Origin of the sequence: Burkholderia sp. Bp8984 (assembly GCF_003853755.1) — a bacterium.
Lineage (GTDB): Bacteria > Pseudomonadota > Gammaproteobacteria > Burkholderiales > Burkholderiaceae > Burkholderia.
The window spans coordinates 361,014-378,569 of record NZ_QTQN01000001.1 but is presented as its reverse complement, the minus strand read 5'-3'; the positions used below and the strand labels follow the sequence as shown (position 1 = coordinate 378,569).

Annotated in this window: 14 protein-coding genes; 5 read left to right on the top strand and 9 right to left on the bottom strand. The window is 66.8% G+C overall.

Annotation, left to right across the window (positions count from 1 at the left end; genetic code table 11):
• Positions 1-92: 92 nt before the first annotated feature.
• Complete coding sequence (locus tag DID98_RS01610; RefSeq protein WP_124484985.1) at positions 93-1,013, top strand: LysR family transcriptional regulator; 921 nt, start codon at positions 93-95, stop codon at positions 1,011-1,013.
• 156 nt (positions 1,014-1,169) lie between these two features.
• Here DID98_RS01610 and DID98_RS01605 read toward each other — a convergent pair whose 3' ends face one another.
• The 8 genes from DID98_RS01605 to DID98_RS01565 all read right to left on the bottom strand — a co-directional run bounded on the left by DID98_RS01605 (position 1,170) and on the right by DID98_RS01565 (position 9,301).
• Entirely contained in the window at positions 1,170-1,463 is a 294-nt protein-coding gene (locus DID98_RS01605) for a putative quinol monooxygenase (RefSeq protein WP_124484984.1), read from the bottom strand.
• Positions 1,464-1,596: 133 nt separating this feature from the next.
• A complete protein-coding gene (pqqE, locus tag DID98_RS01600; protein ID WP_185500276.1) occupies positions 1,597-2,769 on the bottom strand; it encodes a pyrroloquinoline quinone biosynthesis protein PqqE in 1,173 nt (390 codons plus the stop codon).
• Complete coding sequence (gene pqqD / locus DID98_RS01595) at positions 2,741-3,016, bottom strand: pyrroloquinoline quinone biosynthesis peptide chaperone PqqD (protein WP_044842933.1); 276 nt, start codon at positions 3,014-3,016, stop codon at positions 2,741-2,743. The genes pqqE and pqqD overlap by 29 nt, the downstream gene beginning before the upstream one ends.
• A complete protein-coding gene (gene pqqC / locus DID98_RS01590; RefSeq protein ID WP_044843142.1) occupies positions 3,013-3,765 on the bottom strand; it encodes a pyrroloquinoline-quinone synthase PqqC in 753 nt (250 codons plus the stop codon). Before pqqC ends, pqqD begins: the two co-directional genes overlap by 4 nt.
• A gap of 103 nt (positions 3,766-3,868) precedes the next feature.
• Positions 3,869-4,780, bottom strand: coding sequence for a pyrroloquinoline quinone biosynthesis protein PqqB (pqqB, locus tag DID98_RS01585; protein WP_044842934.1), 912 nt, complete (start codon positions 4,778-4,780; stop codon positions 3,869-3,871).
• Positions 4,781-4,864: 84 nt separating this feature from the next.
• Complete coding sequence (pqqA, locus tag DID98_RS01580; RefSeq protein ID WP_124485082.1) at positions 4,865-4,936, bottom strand: pyrroloquinoline quinone precursor peptide PqqA; 72 nt, start codon at positions 4,934-4,936, stop codon at positions 4,865-4,867.
• Between the two features lie 399 nt (positions 4,937-5,335).
• Positions 5,336-7,537, bottom strand: coding sequence for a glycoside hydrolase family 3 C-terminal domain-containing protein (locus DID98_RS01575; protein ID WP_124570070.1), 2,202 nt, complete (start codon positions 7,535-7,537; stop codon positions 5,336-5,338).
• 504 nt (positions 7,538-8,041) lie between these two features.
• Positions 8,042-9,301, bottom strand: coding sequence for an oligosaccharide flippase family protein (locus tag DID98_RS01565; protein WP_124484981.1), 1,260 nt, complete (start codon positions 9,299-9,301; stop codon positions 8,042-8,044).
• 575 nt (positions 9,302-9,876) lie between these two features.
• Here DID98_RS01565 and DID98_RS01560 point away from each other — a divergent pair.
• Complete coding sequence (locus DID98_RS01560; protein ID WP_124570065.1) at positions 9,877-11,733, top strand: serine aminopeptidase domain-containing protein; 1,857 nt, start codon at positions 9,877-9,879, stop codon at positions 11,731-11,733.
• Positions 11,734-11,894: 161 nt separating this feature from the next.
• Here the strand turns inward: DID98_RS01560 and DID98_RS01555 are convergent, their stop codons facing one another.
• Positions 11,895-12,314 (bottom strand): hypothetical protein, encoded by a 420-nt coding sequence (locus tag DID98_RS01555; RefSeq protein WP_124519701.1) that lies wholly within the window; start codon positions 12,312-12,314, stop codon positions 11,895-11,897.
• A gap of 127 nt (positions 12,315-12,441) precedes the next feature.
• On the opposite strand from DID98_RS01555, the gene DID98_RS01550 reads away from it, so the two are divergent.
• The 3 genes from DID98_RS01550 to DID98_RS01540 are packed head-to-tail and all read left to right on the top strand — an operon-like array spanning position 12,442 to position 17,331.
• The gene (locus DID98_RS01550; RefSeq protein WP_124519638.1) at positions 12,442-13,668 is read left to right on the top strand and encodes a polysaccharide biosynthesis/export family protein; all 1,227 of its coding nucleotides are present in this window, start codon (positions 12,442-12,444) and stop codon (positions 13,666-13,668) included.
• Between the two features lie 58 nt (positions 13,669-13,726).
• Complete coding sequence (locus DID98_RS01545; RefSeq protein WP_124519636.1) at positions 13,727-16,000, top strand: polysaccharide biosynthesis tyrosine autokinase; 2,274 nt, start codon at positions 13,727-13,729, stop codon at positions 15,998-16,000.
• Positions 15,997-17,331, top strand: a complete 1,335-nt coding sequence (locus tag DID98_RS01540) for an oligosaccharide repeat unit polymerase (RefSeq protein WP_124570063.1) — start codon at positions 15,997-15,999, stop codon at positions 17,329-17,331. Before DID98_RS01545 ends, DID98_RS01540 begins: the two co-directional genes overlap by 4 nt.
• The last annotated feature ends 225 nt before the right edge of the window (positions 17,332-17,556 follow it).

Below are 17,556 nucleotides of genomic sequence, written 5' to 3'. Positions count from 1 at the left end.
CGGCGGTGCTCATGCAGCGCGAACGCTGCAGGGCGCGGCACCGGTATCGGCAGGAAACCGGCCGGATCGGCCAACCGGAGGCTTGCTGTCTGATGCAGATACTTCCTGACCTCGAGGCGTGGGCGATTTTCGCGCACGTGCTCGAAACGGGCTCTTTCGTCAGGGCCGCGGAGGCGCTCGACCTCTCGCAGCCGACCGTGTCGAAAGCCATTTCCCGACTCGAACGCCGGCTCGGCACGGCGCTCTTTTATCGAAACTCGCGTCAGGTTTCGCTGACGGCCGCCGGCGAAATCGCCAAATCGCGAGCGATTCGCATTCTCAGCGAAGCCGCGGCGGCGGAGACCGAGGCGTCGTCGCACGCGACGGAACTGCGCGGCCTGGTGCGCGTTGCCGTGCCGATGTCGTTCGCGAGCCGCCACGTCGCGCCGTTGATCCCCGCCTTTCTCGAACGCTATCCGCAGGTGGAGATCGACCTTTGCGTCACCGACCGCATCGTCGATGTGGTCGGCGGCGGGTTCGACGTGGCGGTGCTCATCGCGGAACTCGCCGACTCGTCGCTGCGGGCGCGCCGGCTCTGTGCGGTGAATCACCCGCTGGTGGCTTCGCCGGCCTATCTGAAACGATGGGGGCGACCGACGCATCCCCGCGACCTGGCCCGGCATGCGTGTCTCGTCTACACGGGGTTGGCGACGCCCGAGCTATGGCAATTCCGTCATGCGTGCGGAGACGCGTTCGCGGTCACGGTGCGCGGCATCATCCGCAGCAACAGCGCCGACGTGATCGTTCCCGCGCTGCTGGCTGGCCGGGGCGTCGCGTTGCAACCCGAGTTCGTCGTCAGGGACGCGTTGATGCGAGGCGAACTGGTGGACGTATTGCCCGAGTGGCGGATCGATCCGGTGGGCGTGAATCTCGTGACGCCGCCGAGCAGCTTGCGGCCGTTGCGCGTGACCGCGTTCCTGGACTATCTGGCGGAGCGCCTCGCTGCCGCGCCATGGGCGGTAGCCGGCGCGTGACGGGCCGTCGGTGCGCAACGTTGCAAAAACGGATTCGATGGGTTGCCGGACACCGCGTCGCTCCTCGCTGAATCCGGGGCGACGACGCGGCGCGCGGCGAGATGTCCGGCGTCGCGCGCACGCGCACGAAACGGTGGTCAGCGCGGGAAAGGAGGGTCAGGCGAGGCGAGACAGTTTGAAGACTTCCGAGCGCTCGACATTCTTCACGCCGTTGGCGTGGAAATTCAGGATGTGTGCGCCTTGCGTGTGATGCTTTTCGCGCAGGGCGGGATCTGCCCAATGTTCGACAAAAACGAACCGGCGCGGATCTTCGCTGTCGACATGCACCTCGTAGCGCAGATTGCCTTCTTCATTCTGCGACGGACCGGCAAGGGCGATCAGGTCTTCGCGCAATTGCGCCTCCTGCCCCGCCTTGGCGTACAGCACGGCGACGATATGAAGGTCGTTCATGGTCTGCTCCGGTAATGGGTCTGACGATCGCTTTCGATCGAACGAATTATAGTGAGCCGGCCCGACGCGATGCGCGAACATTGCGTTCCAAATCAGGAAACACCGGCGATCGGCGGCGAGCGCGCGGCGCCGTTCAGGTCTTCGTCAATTCACGCGAATTGCGTACGTTGCGAAACACGAGTTGCGTCATGGGTTGCAGCGGCGCGAGCGCGGCCTCGCGTGCTTTCTCGATCAGGCCGTGATGAGGCGACTTGCCGCAGACGGGATCGGTGAGGCTTGCATCGCCCGTCATCAGATACGCCTGGCATCGGCACCCGCCGAAGTCCTTCTTCTTCTCGTCGCACGACTTGCAGGGTTCGGGCATCCAGTCGTCGCCGCGGAAGCGGTTGAAGCCGAACGATTCGTACCAGATGTGTCGCAGGTCGTGATCGCGCACGTTCGGAAAGGCGATCGGCAGTTGCCGCGCGCCGTGGCACGGCAGTGCGGTGCCGTCCGGCGTGACGATCAGGAACAGGCTGCCCCAGCCGCTCATGCAGGGCTTCGGCCGCTCCTCGTAATAGTCGGGCGTGACGAAGATCAGCCTGCATGGGTTGTTCGCGGCGGCGAGCTTCGCCCGATACGCGTTCGTGATGCGCTCCGCGCGCTCGAGCTGTGCGCGGGTGGGGAGCAGCGCCTGACGGTTCAGGTAGGCCCATCCGTAATACTGGCACGTCGCGAGCTCGACGTAGTCCGCGTCGAGCGCGATGCACAGCTCGATGATGCGGTCGATGTCGTCGATGTTGTGGCGGTGCGTGACGAAGTTCAGCACCATCGGATAGCCGTGCGCCTTGACCGCGCGGGCCATCGCGAGCTTGTGGGCGAATGCCTTTTCCGATCCGGCCAGCATGTCGTTGACCGTCGCGTCGCTCGCCTGGAAGCTGATCTGGATGTGATCGAGGCCGGCTTGGCGAAACGCATCGATCTTCTGTTCGGTCAGGCCGATACCCGACGTGATCAGGTTCGTGTAGTAACCGAGGCGGCGCGCCTCGCCGATCAGTGTGGCAAGATCCGGACGGACGAGCGGTTCGCCGCCCGAGAAGCCGATCTGCACGGCGCCCATCTCGCGCGCTTCGGCCATGACCCTGAACCACTGTGCCGTGTCGAGCTCCGCGCCCTGGCGCGAGAAATCGAGCGGATTCGAGCAGTATGGGCACTGCAGCGGGCACCGGTACGTCAGTTCGGCCAGCAGCCACAGCGGCAATCCGGTTGCCGCCCGCGCGGCGTCGGGCGTCACCGGCTCACGCGAGTTCGATCCAGTGTTGGGCACGGGCGGTCTCCATGAAATCCTCGACGTCGGTACCGAGTTCGGGCACGTCGGGGAATTGCCGTTCGAGATGCGCAACGATGTCCGCGACGGTGCGCGTGCCATCGATCAGCCCGCCGATCGCACTCGCGCTTTCGTTGAATCTGACCATGCCTTCGGGGTACAGCAGCACGTGCGCATGCTGGGCCGGCTCGAACTGGAAGCGAAAACCCGGCCGCCAGCGCGGCACGCGATTCCTGTCGAAATTCATGGTGCGATTCCCTTGTGCCAGACCGGCTGGTCGGTGACGGTGTGATAAGGCGGCCGGTGCAGTTCGTAGGCCATCGACATCGCGTCAAGCATCGTCCACAGCACGTCGAGCTTGAACTGCAGGATATCCAGCATCCGCTGCTGGCTCTCGTAGGTCGTGTAATGCCGCAGCGTGATGTCGAGCCCGTGCTCGACGTCGCGGCGCGCCTGACCGAGGCGCGTGCGGAAATACGCGTAGCCGTCCGGATCGATCCACGGGTAGTGGCGCGGCCAGGTGTCGAGGCGCGACTGGTGGATCTGCGGCGCAAACAGTTCCGTGAGCGAGCTGCTCGCAGCTTCCTGCCAGTTCGCGCGGCGCGCGAAATTCACGTAGGCGTCCACGGCGAAACGCACGCCGGGCAGCACGCGTTCCTGCGAGCGCAACTGCGCGCGGTCCAACCCGACCGCTTCACCGAGCCTCAGCCACGCCTCGATACCGCCTTCGTCGCCGGCGGTTCCGTCGTGATCGATCAGGCGCTGGACCCACTGGCGGCGAACCTCGCGGTCGGGGCAATTCGCGAGGATCGCCGCGTCCTTCAGCGGAATGCTGACCTGATAGTAGAAGCGGTTCGCGACCCAGCCCTGGATCTGCTCCCGGGTCGCGCGGCCTTCGAACATCGCGACGTGGTACGGGTGGTGGATGTGATAGAAGGCGCCCTTGGCACGCAGCGCCTGCTCGAACTGGGCGGGAGTGAGAGCGGGTTGGCTCATCGACGGTTCCATGACGTTGGGGACACTGGAAGGGCGTGCGTCGTACCGCAATCGACGTCGTATGCGTCACGATGTGCGTCGCGGAAGCGGGACCATGCGTTTTTTATAGCACGATGTCCATCCCGTCAAAGGCGACCTCGATCCCGCGCTGCCGCAATTCCGCGCGTTCGGGAGAACCTTCGTCGAGGATCGGATTGGTGTTATTGACGTGAATCAATACCTTGCGCGGGCCCGGCACCCGGGCCAGCACGTCGAGCATGCCGCCCGGACCGTTCAGTGCGAGATGACCCATTTCGCGGCCGGTGCGTACACCGACGCCGCGTCGCAGCATCTCATCGTCGTCCCACAGCGTGCCGTCCACGAGCACGCAGTCCGCGTCGTTCATCCGTTGCAGCAGCGCGTCGTCCACCGTGCCGAGCCCGGGTGCATGGAACAACGTGCCGCCGGTGCGGCGATCCTCGACGAGCAGGCCGATGTTGTCGCCGGGATGCGGATCGAAGCGATGCGGCGAATAGGGTGGCGCCGCACTGCTCAGCGGCAGCGGCGTGAAGCGCAGGTTCGGGCAGGCCGGCACGGTGAAGCTGTCGCCGAGCACGATGCGGTTCCAGACCAGCCCGCCGTTCCAGTGCGCGAGCATGTTGAACAGCGGAAAGCCGCTGATGAGGTCATGGTGGACCATGTCGGTACACCACAGCTGCAGCGGACAGCCTTCGCGCAGGCTCAGCAGGCCGGCGGTATGGTCGATCTGGCTGTCCATCAGCACGACGGCGGCGATGCCGGTGTCGCGCAGCGCGCGGCCCGGCTGCAACGGCGGGAAGGCTTGCAGCTGCGCGCGAATGTCGGGGGACGCGTTGCACAACACCCAGTTCGCGCCGTCGTCGGACAGCGCGATCGACGACTGGGTGCGGGCCTGCGCGTCGATCGTGCCCGCGCGAAAACCCGCGCAGTTCGCACAGTTGCAGTTCCATTGCGGAAAGCCGCCGCCCGCGGCGGATCCGAGGATGTGTATGAGCATGACGGTGCGACGAGGGGCCGGGGTGCGAAGCAAAGAAAAAGCCTCGGCAGACCGAGGCTTTCCTTTCCGGATGGCGTGCCCGAATCAGCGATTCGACACGTACATCGTGACTTCGAAACCGAGTCGCAGATCAGTGTAGGCAGGTTTGGTCCACATGGGAGAACTCCTTTGCAATGACGACTGACGACGAAGCGCGCCCGCGGACCTGCCGACATGTTCTACTCCGACCATCGGCGACGAGACCGTGTTGCGGCTTCACTACGCTATCACATTCGTGCGGTGGGCGGCCGGCACGAAGTCCGGTAAATCGCACGTTCACATCCTAGCCGAACGGGGCGCACGAGCAAGTCAATCCGGGCATGGATGGCATTCCCGGTTTTCATTCATGTGCGCATCGCGCACGCATTGCCGACACCTGGTCGACAATGTGAACGAAACGCGGCGATTGTGCATCGTTTGCCGGCCGGTGGCGCCTCTTTAATCGTACGAATCGACGCGTTGTGCGCGGGTGCCGGGCGGCGTTCCACCCGACACCGGCATCGTCAGGCCGGCTGCCTAGCTACCCTGCAGCCGGATATCGCGCGACGACGCGCCGACATACACCGTCCCGCCCGGCACGACCTTCCAGCCATTGCGCGACGTATCCCACACGCTCTGCATCCGCGGCGACACGGTCACGCGGACATGCCGTGCCTCGCCCGGGTTCAGCAGGATCTTTTCCCAGCCGACCAGCCGCTTCGGCGGCTCGTCCTTGTAAGGCACGCCGAGATAGACCTGCGGCGTTTCCGCGCCGGCGACACGCCCGTCGTTGCGCACGGTAAACGCGACGCTCAGCGAGCCGTCCCGTTGCCGCGACACCGACAACCCGGAATACGCGAAGTGCGTGTACGACAGCCCGTGGCCGAATTCGAACATCGGCTTGATGTTGCGAGCGTCGTACCAGCGGTAGCCCATGTTCAGCTTCTCCGCGTAGACGGGGTCGTTGTCGAATGCGCCGCCTTGCCCCCACGTCGGCGTGTCCTGGTCGCGCGCCGGGAACGTGACGGGCAGCTTGCCGGACGGGTTGACCGCGCCGAACAGCACGTTCGCGATGGCCTTGCCGCCGCCTTCGCCCGGATACCACGCCTCGACGATTGCCGACACGTTGTCCTTCCACGGCATCAGCACCGGGTTGCCGCTCTGGACGACGACGATCGTGTGCGGGTTCGCCCGCGCGACCGCTTCGACGAGCGCATCCTGATTCGACGGATTCGCGAGGCTCAGGCTTTGCAGATCGCCGAAATCCTCGCCGGCCGGCTGCGCGACCACGACGATCGCGACGTCCGAGCGGCCCGCGAGCGCCGCGGCCTGGTCGATTTCCTGCTGCGTGTACGCGCGGAACGGCGACTGCTGGTCGCTGTTGCCCGCGAACGTGACTTGTGCCGCCGGCGCGAGCGCGCGGATCGCCGCGACGATCGGCACGTCGACCTTGAGCCACGGATTGCGCCACCAGCTGCAGCCGGTCGACGCCCCGAACGTCAGGCCGCCGCAGCCCGCGAACGAACCGGTGACCGGATCGCGCGTGTTGCCCGAGCCGCCGCCCGACAGCACGGCCGCGTCGGCGTGGCCGCCGATCACCGCGATGCGCGACAAGGCCGCCGCCGCCAAGGGCAACTGGTTGCCGTCGTTCTTCAGCAGTACGATCGACTGCTCGGCGACGCTCTGCGCGAACCGGTTCGCGGCCGCGAAATCGATCGTGCCGCCGCCCTTGGCCGGATCGTCCATCACGCCGACGCGGATCATCACCGCGAGCTTGCGGCGCACCATGTCGTCGAGGCGCGCGGTCGATACCGAGCCGTTCGCGATCGCCTGCTTGACGGCCGCCGGCGTCAGGTAGACCGACGGGCCGACGTCTTCTTCCTCGTCGAGCCCGGCGTTGATCGCGGCGGCCGTGCTGTGCGTCGCGCCCCAGTCGGATTGCACCTGGCCCTGGAAGCCCCATTCGTTCTTCAGCACGTCGTTCAGCAGATGCGTGTTCTCGCACGCGTATGCGCCGTTCAGGCGGTTGTAGCTGCACATCACGCTGCCGGGCTGCCCGCGCTTCGCGGCGATCTCGAACGGCAGCAGGTAGAGCTCGCGCAGCGTGCGTTCGTCGATCTGCGTGTTGCCGCCCATCCGGCCATGCTCCTGTTCGTTGCCGGCATAGTGCTTGATGGTCGCGATGACCTTCTGCCGCTGCGTGGCGAGCGTGCGCTCCGCGAGCAGGTCGCCTGCGAGCAACGGATCCTCGCCGAGATACTCGAACAGCCGGCCGCCGCGCGGCTCGCGCGCGAGATTGGTGCCGCCGCCGAGACCCATGCCGAACCCTTGCGCGCGCAACTGGATCGCAACCTGCTTGCCGTAGTCGTACGACAGGCGGCGATCCCAGCTCGCGGCGACGGCGATCGTGGCGGGGAAGGTCGTGCTCGCGAGCGACGTGCTGCCGGAGCCGGTCGCGGAGTCGACCATGTTGAGATCGGGAATGCCGAGCCGCGGCACGCCCTGGATGTAGCCGGCACCGCCGTTCGGCACCTTCGACATTTCGTATTGCGAATGGATGAACTGCAGTTTCTCGTCGAGCGTCATCTTGCGCACGAGGACGTCGGCGCGCCGCTGCGCGGCGGACGACGCGAATGCGTCGGCGGCGTCGCCCTGTGAATTGAAATCGGCATTGCCTGCGTAGGCGGTGGTGCAGAGGGTCGCTGCCAGCACGACGGCCGGCCAGTGTTTGTCCCGCATGTTGCTCTCCATGATCGTATTGCCGGTTGTTCGGATGATGTCTGGAGCTGCGCACGTCCGGTGGATTCGCACCGGACGCATTCGGCTGGCGATGCAGGGTGGTTGCGCGTCGGCATGCCAGGCCAGGCGGGGAATCGTTACGGCCGGTTGGGCCCGATCGGACAACGCGGACGGCGACGCGGACCGTCCGACACGGCCGAATCGGATGTAGCGATTCTCTGCAGTGGCCAATCGTACGAATGTAGTTTGACTACAGCATCGGTGTTTCTACTGATACGTATGATCTTTTTTCGATGCGGGTGTGCGATGTGGGGAAAAGTCGGTAAGCGTTCCTGATTGTGCGTGTGCAGCAGGGTAAGAAGTACCCGGGGGCGGTCGTTTCGAGGGAGGCGGATTGGGGGCGGCGACGGGGGCGTGTGGGGGAGTCGTTGCGTGTGCATCGAATGGAACCCCGTCGAATTCCGGTCGCCTCGGGGAAAACCGGCAGCACGGACGCTGCGCCAGCTAACCGCGCCGAGCGACGGGACTGCCCGGCAGCGGAATCCCGGCGCGATAGACGACGGTCGCGAGCGCCGCTGCGACCGCAGCCTCGGCCGTCAGCACGGCGGCGGCGGCGCCCAGTTCGGCGAAGTACTTCGCGAGCACCGGCACGAGCACGATGTTCAGAATGCCCGATGACATCAGGACACGCGTGAATTCGGACTTCATTCCGAGCGGCAGCATCGTCTGCACACCAAAGAGGTCGGTCATCCCGGCCATGAATGGAATGAAGGCCATCCAGCGCAGCACCTGGACCGTCGGTTCGTACGAAGGGCCGTACAGGATGCGCACGGCGAGCGGCGCGCCGAAGAAGATCGCGAGCGAGATGCCGAGCACCATCGCGACCTGCACCACGAACAGCTTGCGCAAGAACGAGAACGCGTCGTTTCGCGCATGCCGCATCAGATAGCTGATGCGGGGATAGGTGGCGGCCTTCAGCGGCTGGAGCATGCTGAGCGCCGCGCGGATCAGCTTGTCGCCGGCGGCGAAGTAGCCGGCTGCGACGTTGCCCGACACGAAGCCGAGCAGCACGGTGTTGGTCGACGCATAGAACGCGATCGACGTCGATGCGAGGAACACCTGCCAGCCGCCTTTCAGCGATTCGGCGATGTCGGCGAAACCTACGCGAACGAAGTCGATTTCGCGCTGGGCATACAGATAGACGGCCAGTACGAGCGCGGACAGCGTCGGGACGGCCGCGTTGACGATCATCGCGCGGTCGATGTCCGCCGGGCTGTGCACGAGCGCGAACATCGCGGGCAGGCTCAGGATGCGGCCGACGAACAGGATCACGCTCAGCGCGCGCAACTTCTCCATGCCCTGGAAATACCAGCCCGGCGTGAACGCCACGCCGGCCACCATCCCGAAGCCGATCAGCAGCAGGTCGCGGTCTTCGCCGAAGCGGCCGACCAGCACGATCAGCCCGACCAGCACGATGAAACAGATCACCGCGATGCCGATCTGCGCATACAGCGTCGCCCAGAAGATGCGGGAGCGTTCGGCGCGGTCGTCGCGCGCGAGCGCGATGCGCGGCGTGGCGGTCAGGTCGAAGCTGTAGCTCGTGCAGTTGGTGAGGTACGCGATGACCGCGAGCGAGAACGCGAGCTGCCCGTAGCCTTCCGGGCCCAGCGCGTGCGTGAGCAACGGTGCGATCAGCAGCGGCACCGCATACATCGAAATCTGCAGCGTCAGCAGCAGCAGGAAATTCTTCTTGAGGTTTGACATTCGCTTGGTCGGCGCCGTGGGTGTCGCAGGGTGGCGAGGTGCGGGCCGCCGTGCGCTCGCGCGGCCGGTCGGCGCTGATCCGGCTGCGTGGGTTCGCGGCCCGTTCCGGCTGGCGCCGGTTTCGTCCGGCGATGCCGGACACGGCCACATCGCATGGCGGTCATGATACGGGGCTAGCGGGACGACTGTGTTCGCGAGCCTACCTTTCGCGGATTCGGCGCACACGCGCGGCGCGAATCCCGACAGCGGGCGCCTCGTTGTATCGCCACGGTAATGAATGCATTTGTAAGCTGGCGCACCGAAGGGCGCTCGGGCCGAGTGCTCTAATCGAACGACTGTTTGCGTGCGCGGCAGACATGGCTTGACGACGACTCGGGCCGGCAACCTGCCGCCGCCAGGCAACGGGGCAGGGCAACGCATCGCGAAGGGACGGGTTGCGCAGGGGCGCGGCGGAGGTCCGTTGCGTGAAGGCCGTGCGCCGTAGAGCGGTCACACGACCGTGGAGTGGCCGATTCCGGTGTGCCGCCGGACGCGTGTCCGCATCCGATAACAAATACCGAGCCGAGGAGTACCGATTGAAGCCGATAACGTTCGGCAGCTGCGTGGGGTGGCTGCACGAAGGACATACGACACAAGGCGTGATCCTGTGCGAATCGCTGGGTCACGAGGCATCGTGGACGCACAAGCTCATGCGGGCGATCGCGGAGCGGCTGGCCCGCGAGGGTGTCACGGTATTGCGATTCAACTACCCGTGCACCGGCGACTCGGCGGGCGACGATCGCGACGCCGGTCGGTATGTCGCGAGCATCGCCAGCATTCACGACGCGATCGACCTGTTGCGCGATCAGGTTGGCGTAACCACGCTGACGCTCGTCGGGATCCGTGCGGGAGCGTTGTTCGCGATGCTGGCCGCCGCGGGCGTGGGCCCGCGCCCGGCGCCGCGCGTCGACGCCCTGGTGGCGCTGGCGCCGGTCGTGCGCGGTCGCGCCTACCTGCGCGAGCTGTCGTTCGTGCATCGCCAGTGGCTCGATATCACGTCGCCCGCGATCCGCGCCGCGCATCGCGACGAACCGTGCATGAACGTGCTCGGACACCGGTTTCCCGACGACTTCGTCGATGCGCTGAAGGCGGTCGATCTGTGCGACGTCGTGCGCGATGCGCCGACATTGCCTGGCGCGATGCTGCTTATCCAGCCCGATCAGGGCGACGGGCCGGCATTGCGCGAAGCGCTGTTCGAGCGCGGTGTGGACGTGGCGAGCGATGAATTCCGCGAATGGCCGACGACGATGCTGGACGGCACGCGCTCGCGCTTGCCGCTCGCGGCGATCGACACGCTCGCGAACTGGATCGCCGAACGCGCGCCGCGTATGTCGGCTGGCGCCGAAACCCCGATGCAAACGGATTCGGCGTGGAATGGCGAGTCGGCCGTCGCGCTGGACCTACACGACATGACCGAGCAGGTCGTCGCGGTCGGTCCGGACCGGCTCGTCGGCGTGCTGTGCCGTCCCGCCGACACGCGGCCGGCGAATCCGGTCGGCCCGGCGCTCGTGATCGCGAACACGTCGACGAACCCGCGCAGCGGCGAAGGGCGCTTCAGCGTGCGCCTCGCGCGCGCGCTGGCACGCACCGGCGTGACGACACTGCGGATCGACGTGCATGGCGTCGGCGATAGCGGGCCCGCCGCGCTGGACGACCAGTCGGGCGTCGTGTATTCGGCGCGGTCGAGCGACGACGTGGCCGCTGCCGCGGACTGGCTGCGCGCGCTCGGTCACCCGGAGGTGGCCGCGGCGGGCATTTGTTCCGGCGCCTATGCGGCGTTGCATGCGGCCGTGAAGACGCCGTCGCTCGGCGGCGTGATCGCGATCAATCTCGCCCGCTTCGTGTGGCCGGCCGGACTCTCGCTCGAGGCAGTGCAGAAGCAGCGGAACAACTCGGTGCGCGGTTACTGGCTGTCGGTGCGCGACTGGCAGAAATGGAAGCGCCTCGTGCGGGATCGGCGCGACCTGCGGCCGATCGTGCGGGCGGTGGCCGCGAATGCGATCGCGCGGGTCAGCGTGCCGGCGAAGGCGCTTGTCGCGCGCGCCGGCTGGAAGCCGGGTATCGGCACGCCGCGCGGCGTGATGCACGAGCTTGCGCAGCGCAACGTATGGACGACGCTGGTGTACGGCGCGCTTGATCCCGGCATCGACGATGTCCGGCGTCACTTCGGTGCAATCGAGCGCGCGTTCCGGTGCTCGCGTCACGTGCGTCTGTACCTCGAGCCGCAGGTCGACCATGCGGTGTACGGCGCGGTGGGCACGGACATCGTGATCGACCGGTGCATGCAGGCGCTCGGTCGCGACTCGATCCGGCCGGTCGCGCGCGTCGCCGATCCGGCCGCACCGGAAGCGGCCGCGCGATCGTACACGAGCGTGTCCGTCGGCCGGTCGTGATGCGCGCCGCGTCGCACGCGGCGGCGCATCGGGGTGCGATCCCCTCTACGCATGAAGATCGGCGTTCGGTGGGGTCCCTCACAGACGTGCCGTTCGCCGTGGTGTCCAATTCCGTATCAGTGCATCGCCGGTCATGCCGAGGCATGACCGGCCGGGATGCTTCAGTCCGGATCGTCCGGTTGCTCATAGGGCGACTTCGCGTAGGGCGACGCATACAACCTGTCGCTGCGCCATACGTCGTCGGCGGGTGCACTGGCCGCTTGCGGGCGATGCGGCCGCCCCGGCACGAGCGGCCGGCGCAGCGCGCCGCGAGCGCGCGTTTCGGGCTGGACGGCGGTGCTGGCGACGGGACGCGCGGAAGCGGACATCGCGACTCCGGAGGCGGCTGCAGCGGGTTCGACGGCGTCGCTTGTCGCGGCGGCTTGCGCCGATCGCTGCAGCGGTACGGGCGGGAGCGCCGCCGCCGATGCGAACGTTGGCGCGTTGGCCGGGACGGCGGGCAACGTCTGCGCATCGACGGCGCGGACGATGCCGGCCGAGGCGATGCAGACGAGTAACGAAAGCGACGAAGAGCAGTTCATGACGAATCGTACGGTTTGACGTGCGGTGTAGAGGGAGGCGTGGCACCGTGATGCGAGCCGCGCCGGCAAGCGTAATGCCGGAATTCGCCGCGTTCGGCGGGTTACCGCACAGTTTTGGAAGGGCACGATGTCAATCACCACGCAACCCGAATCGACGCACGGAGCGTTGCAGGCACGCATGGCCGGCACCCGTCGCGCACCGTGGCTGTCGCGCATGGCGATCGTGGCGGCCGCGTGCGCATTGAGCGCATGTGCGTTGTCGCCGGGCATGACGTACCGGGCGCCTGCCGACCGTGACGCGAATGCGCGCGTGAGCGCCGATGCATCGGGCGCGGGCGGCCTCGACGGTGTGCAGAACGTGTCGAGCGAGGAGCTGATCGAAATCACGCCGGCGTTCGTCGCGCAGCAGCATGCGAGCCGGCCGGCCGATGTCGATGCGGAAATCCGCCAGCTGTTCGGCAAGCCGAAGCCGTACACGATCGGCCCCGGCGACGTGCTCGGCATCGTCGTATGGGACCACCCCGAACTGAACCTGCCGACGACGCAGACGACGGCGGGCGGCGACGGTGTCGGTGCCAGTTCGGTCGCGACCGGCTACACGGTCGACGCAAACGGCAACGTGCAGTTCGCGTATGCCGGCCTCGTGCACGTGGCGGGGCTGACCGAGGCGCAGGCGCGCGCGCTGCTGACGAAGCGTCTCGGCGAATATGTGCGCAAGCCGCAGATCGCGCTGCGCGTGCAGACCTATCGCAGCAAGCGTGTCTATCTCGATGGCGAGGTGCGCACGCCGGGTCTGCAGATCGTCAACGACATGCCGATGACGTTGCCCGAGGCGATCGACCGCGCGGGCGGCTTTACCCCGACGGCCGATCGCTCGCAGGTCTCGGTGACGCGCGGCGACAAGACCGTGAACGTGAGCCTGCCGGCGCTGATCGCCGCGGGCGTGAACCCGTCGAACATCCTGCTGCGCGACGGCGATCTCGTGCGCGTGCGCGCGGCGAGCGACGCGAAGGTGTTCGTGCTCGGCGAGGTGTCGCGGCCCGCGACGCTGACGCTGACCGACGGCCGGATGAGCCTCGGCGAAGCACTCGGCGACACGGGCGGCGCGAGCCAGTACACGTCGGACGCGCGCCAGGTGTTCGTCGTGCGTCGTGGCCCGGACAACCGCCCGCGGGTGTACCACCTCGACGGCAGTTCGCCCGCGTCGTTCGCGCTGGCCGATCAGTTTCCGCTCGAGCGTCGCGATGTCGTGTTCGTCGATGCGTCGTCGCTGGTGCGCTGGAGCCGCGTCGTCAACCTGCTGATTCCGTCGTCCGCGCAGGGTGCGCTGACGGCCAAGGCGATTTCGCCGTGACCCTCATGACCCATTTCGTCATCGCGACCGCGCGTCGCGCCTACGGGACTGATGCCGTATGACTTCCTCGACCCTGCCCGACCCGCACAGCGGGCCCGCCCTGCGGCCGTCCTATCCGGTGCGCCGCTACTGGGGCATGCTGTACGGCGGCCGGCGCCTGATCCTTGGCACGGCGCTCGCGGGCGCACTCGTTGGCGCCGTGTATGCGCTGTGTGCGGCCCCCGTCTACCGGACCGACATCCTGTTCCAGGTCGAGCAAAGCCCGACTGACTCGAAATCGACGTCGCCGACCGGTGATCCGTCGTCGGTATTCGACCTGAAGACGGATGCGTCGACCGAGATCGAAGTGTTGAAATCCCGCGCGGTGCTCGATCGCGCGATCGACAGCACCAATCTGGCCGTCGACGCCAGGCCGCATTACCTGCCGCTGATCGGCTGGCGGTTCGTGAACGCGGCCGACGGGCTGTCGTCGCCGCTGCCGGGCGGCTATGTGTACGGCACCGAGCGCATCGACGTGCCGACCTTCGACGTGCCGAAGCGCCTGCTCGGCAAGCGGTTCGCGCTGACCGTCGGCGACGACGGCGCCTACACGCTGCAGGGTACGGGCTGGTTCGGCCGCAAGGGGCCCGCATGGCAGGGCCGCATCGGGCAGCCGCTACATGTCGAGACGCCGCAGGGGCCGCTCGACATATTCGTACGCGGTGTGGCCGGCAAGCCCGGCGCACGCTTCGACCTGACGCGCTACAGCGACGAGGAGGCGACGGCCTGGCTGCAGAAGAACGCGCTGATCTCGGAGCGCGGCAAGCAGTCGAACATGGTCGGCGTGACGCTTGACGGCACCGATCCCGTGCACGACAGCCGCGTGCTGAACGCGATCGGCGACGCATACCTGGCGCAGAACACGCAGCGCAAGTCCGAGGCGGCCGACAAGCTGATCCGCTTCATGGACGCCCAGTTGCCGCAGCTCAAGGCGCAGCTCGAAAAGGCGGAAAGCCGCTTCAACGCGTTCCGGGCCTCGCACGGGACGGTCAATACGAGCGACGAGGCGCTGGCGTTGCGCCAGCAGTCGGTCGACATCGAGACGCGCGTGCAGACGCTGCAGCAGCGGCGCGAGGAATTGCTGACGCGCTTCATGCCGAAGCATCCGGCCGTGGTGGCCGTCGATGCTCAGCTCTCCGACGCGCAGCGTTCGCTCGACACGACACGCAAGCAGATCCAGCAACTGCCGACCGTCGAACAGGGCGTGCTGCAGTTGCAGCGCGACGTGGCCGTCGACACGGCGCTGTACACGAACCTGCTCAACACGCGCCAGCAGATGATCCTCGCGCGGGCCAGCAAGACCGGCACCGTGCGGATCGTCGATACGGCGAAGGTCGCCGAGCAGCCGATCGGCCCGCATCGCGGGGTCGCCGTGATCGCCCTGCTGATGGTGGGCCTGCTGGCAGGCGCGGCAATCGTGATCGTCCGGCAGCGCATCGTCGGCACGATCGGCGATGCCGAGGAAATCGAATGGACGACGGGACTGCCCGTGTTCGCGACCGTGCCGCACAGCCCGGGCGCGGCGCAAGCGGAGCTGCGCCCGAAGGCCGGACGGCGTGGCGCGCGCGCGCAGGTGCCGTCGGTCGCCGTGCAGGACGCGGCGCTCGAAAGCCTGCGCAATTTCCGTGCGGCACTGCAACTGTCGATGCCGGACGCGTCGAATCCCGTCGTGTTGATTTCCGGGCCGACGACGGGTGTCGGCAAGTCGTTCGTCGCCGCGAATATCGCGTCGCTCGTCGGCGCGGCGAAGCGGCGAGTCCTGCTGATCGATGCCGACCTGCGCAAGGGGTCGCTGCACGAACGATTCCGCTACAGCCGCGCACCGGGCCTGTCGGACGTGGTGGCTGGCACCCATCGGCTCGACGAGGCGATCAAGCGCGGCATCGTGCCGGGCCTCGATTTCATCGCGATGGGCAGCGTCGTGCCCGATCCGGGCGAGCTGCTGCTGCAGCCCGCGCTCGCCGAACTGATCGAGCAGGTCGCATCGCGCTACGACATGGTCGTGATCGACGGCCCGCCGTTGCTGCCGGTGGCCGATGCGCTGGTGCTCGGCCGCCTCGCGGGAACCGTGTTCCTCGTCGCGCGCAGCGGCGTGACGACACTGGCGGAACTCGACGAAAGCGCACGACGGCTCGAACAGGCGCATATCGACGTGCGCGGCGTGGTCCTGAACGATTACAAGGGCGCGCCGGGACGGTACGACTACGGCTATGCGGATACGAACACGCATCAGGCCGCGGCGGTCGCCAAGGGAATGGCGGTATCGCGACAACAGATGGAACGGGCTTCATGAGACGGCGGCGTGCGGGCGACGGCAGGCTCCGTCCGCGACAGAGCGGGGCGACGGCGCGCAGGGCGGCGCGTGTCCGTCGCGAGGCAGGTGCTTACACAGGTTACTGGTGGGAAGATCCCGCCCGCCTCGTGCTGATCTTCATCCTGCCGTTGTACGGGATGTTGTCGCTGAGTCTGCTGGTCAATCAGAAATCGATCGCGCGGCTCTACTTCGACGGCTATTACGCATTGGTCGGCGCGTTGTTCCTGCTGGTCGTCGTGGTGACGGCGTGGCTGGCGACGACCGAGGCGCAGTCGCGCCGGGGGCCGCCGGCCGCGCCAGCCGAGTTGCCCGCCGGCGTACTCGATTTCGTGTTCGTGCTCGCGCTGTTCGGCAATCTCATGCTGCTGGGCGGGATTCTCGCGCGTCCGGCGTTGTTGCTGGCGTTCCTGCACGGCGAAGCGAATGCGTATGTCATGCTCGAGCAGAAAGGGCACTTCACGGGCCTGAGCTCGTTCACGCAGGCAGCCGCGCCGTACGTCGCGTTGTATTTCTACGTGTTCAAGACGCCGGTCAAAGGGGTGAACCGCTACAAGGTTTACCTGGGCGTGCTCGCGGTGCTGACGCTGCTGCGCAGCTTCATCTTTGCCGAGCGGCTCGCGTTGATCGAGGTGGCGCTGCCATGCGCGCTCATGATCGTGCGGTTCCGGCTCGGCGGCCGGTTCTCGCGACTGCTGACGCTCGGGCCGTACGCCGCGATTCCGTTGCTGTTCGGGCTCTTCATCGCGAACGAGTACAACCGGTCGTGGGAAGCCTATTACGTCACCATCTACGACAACCTTTTCGATTTCGCGCTCGAACGTCTCGGCCTCTATTACTCGACGGCGCTGAACAACGGTGCGGGGATACTGAGCGTGCTCGGCTGGGACCGCGGCCATCCGATGTTCACTTTCGACTGGCTGCTGCATTTTCCGATCATCGGCGCACCGTTGCAGCCGTGGCTCGACTCGACCGACAGCATCACCGTGTTCCTGAACAGCTACGCCGACCCGGAATTCAACAATCCCTCCGGGATCTTCGTTCACTTTTACGAATGGGGCTGGTTCGGGCTGCTCGATGCGGTTGTCCTCGGCTGGGTGTTCGGACGGAGCTACGCAGGCTGGCGGAGCGGAGCCGGGTTCTGGTGTTGCGCGCATGCCGTGCTCTACGTTTCGATCATGGAGATTCTTCGAATTCCGAATTTGTTCAGCGGACGGAATTTCGTGCCGATTGTCTTGCTGATCGCCGTGTTCCGCTATTTCGTCAAGCGACCGGCATCGGTCCCGCCGGCCACCCATCCTGCCGCACCGTGAGGCGCACGCGGGCGCGCTGACGTGTCGATCGACGGCCTGGTTCGCAGCGTATCGCAGCACGAATGCCGCCGATGACCAGTCGACGTTCGGCCTCGCGTCGCGGTGCCTGTCGTGCGCGAAACGGCGGGCAGCCGCGTGCCCGTTCGACATCGCGTTCGCGAGTCGAAACCTGCGTTCCAGCCAGGTCACCTCCCGGAAAAGTAGCTTTTCGCACGTTAATGATTC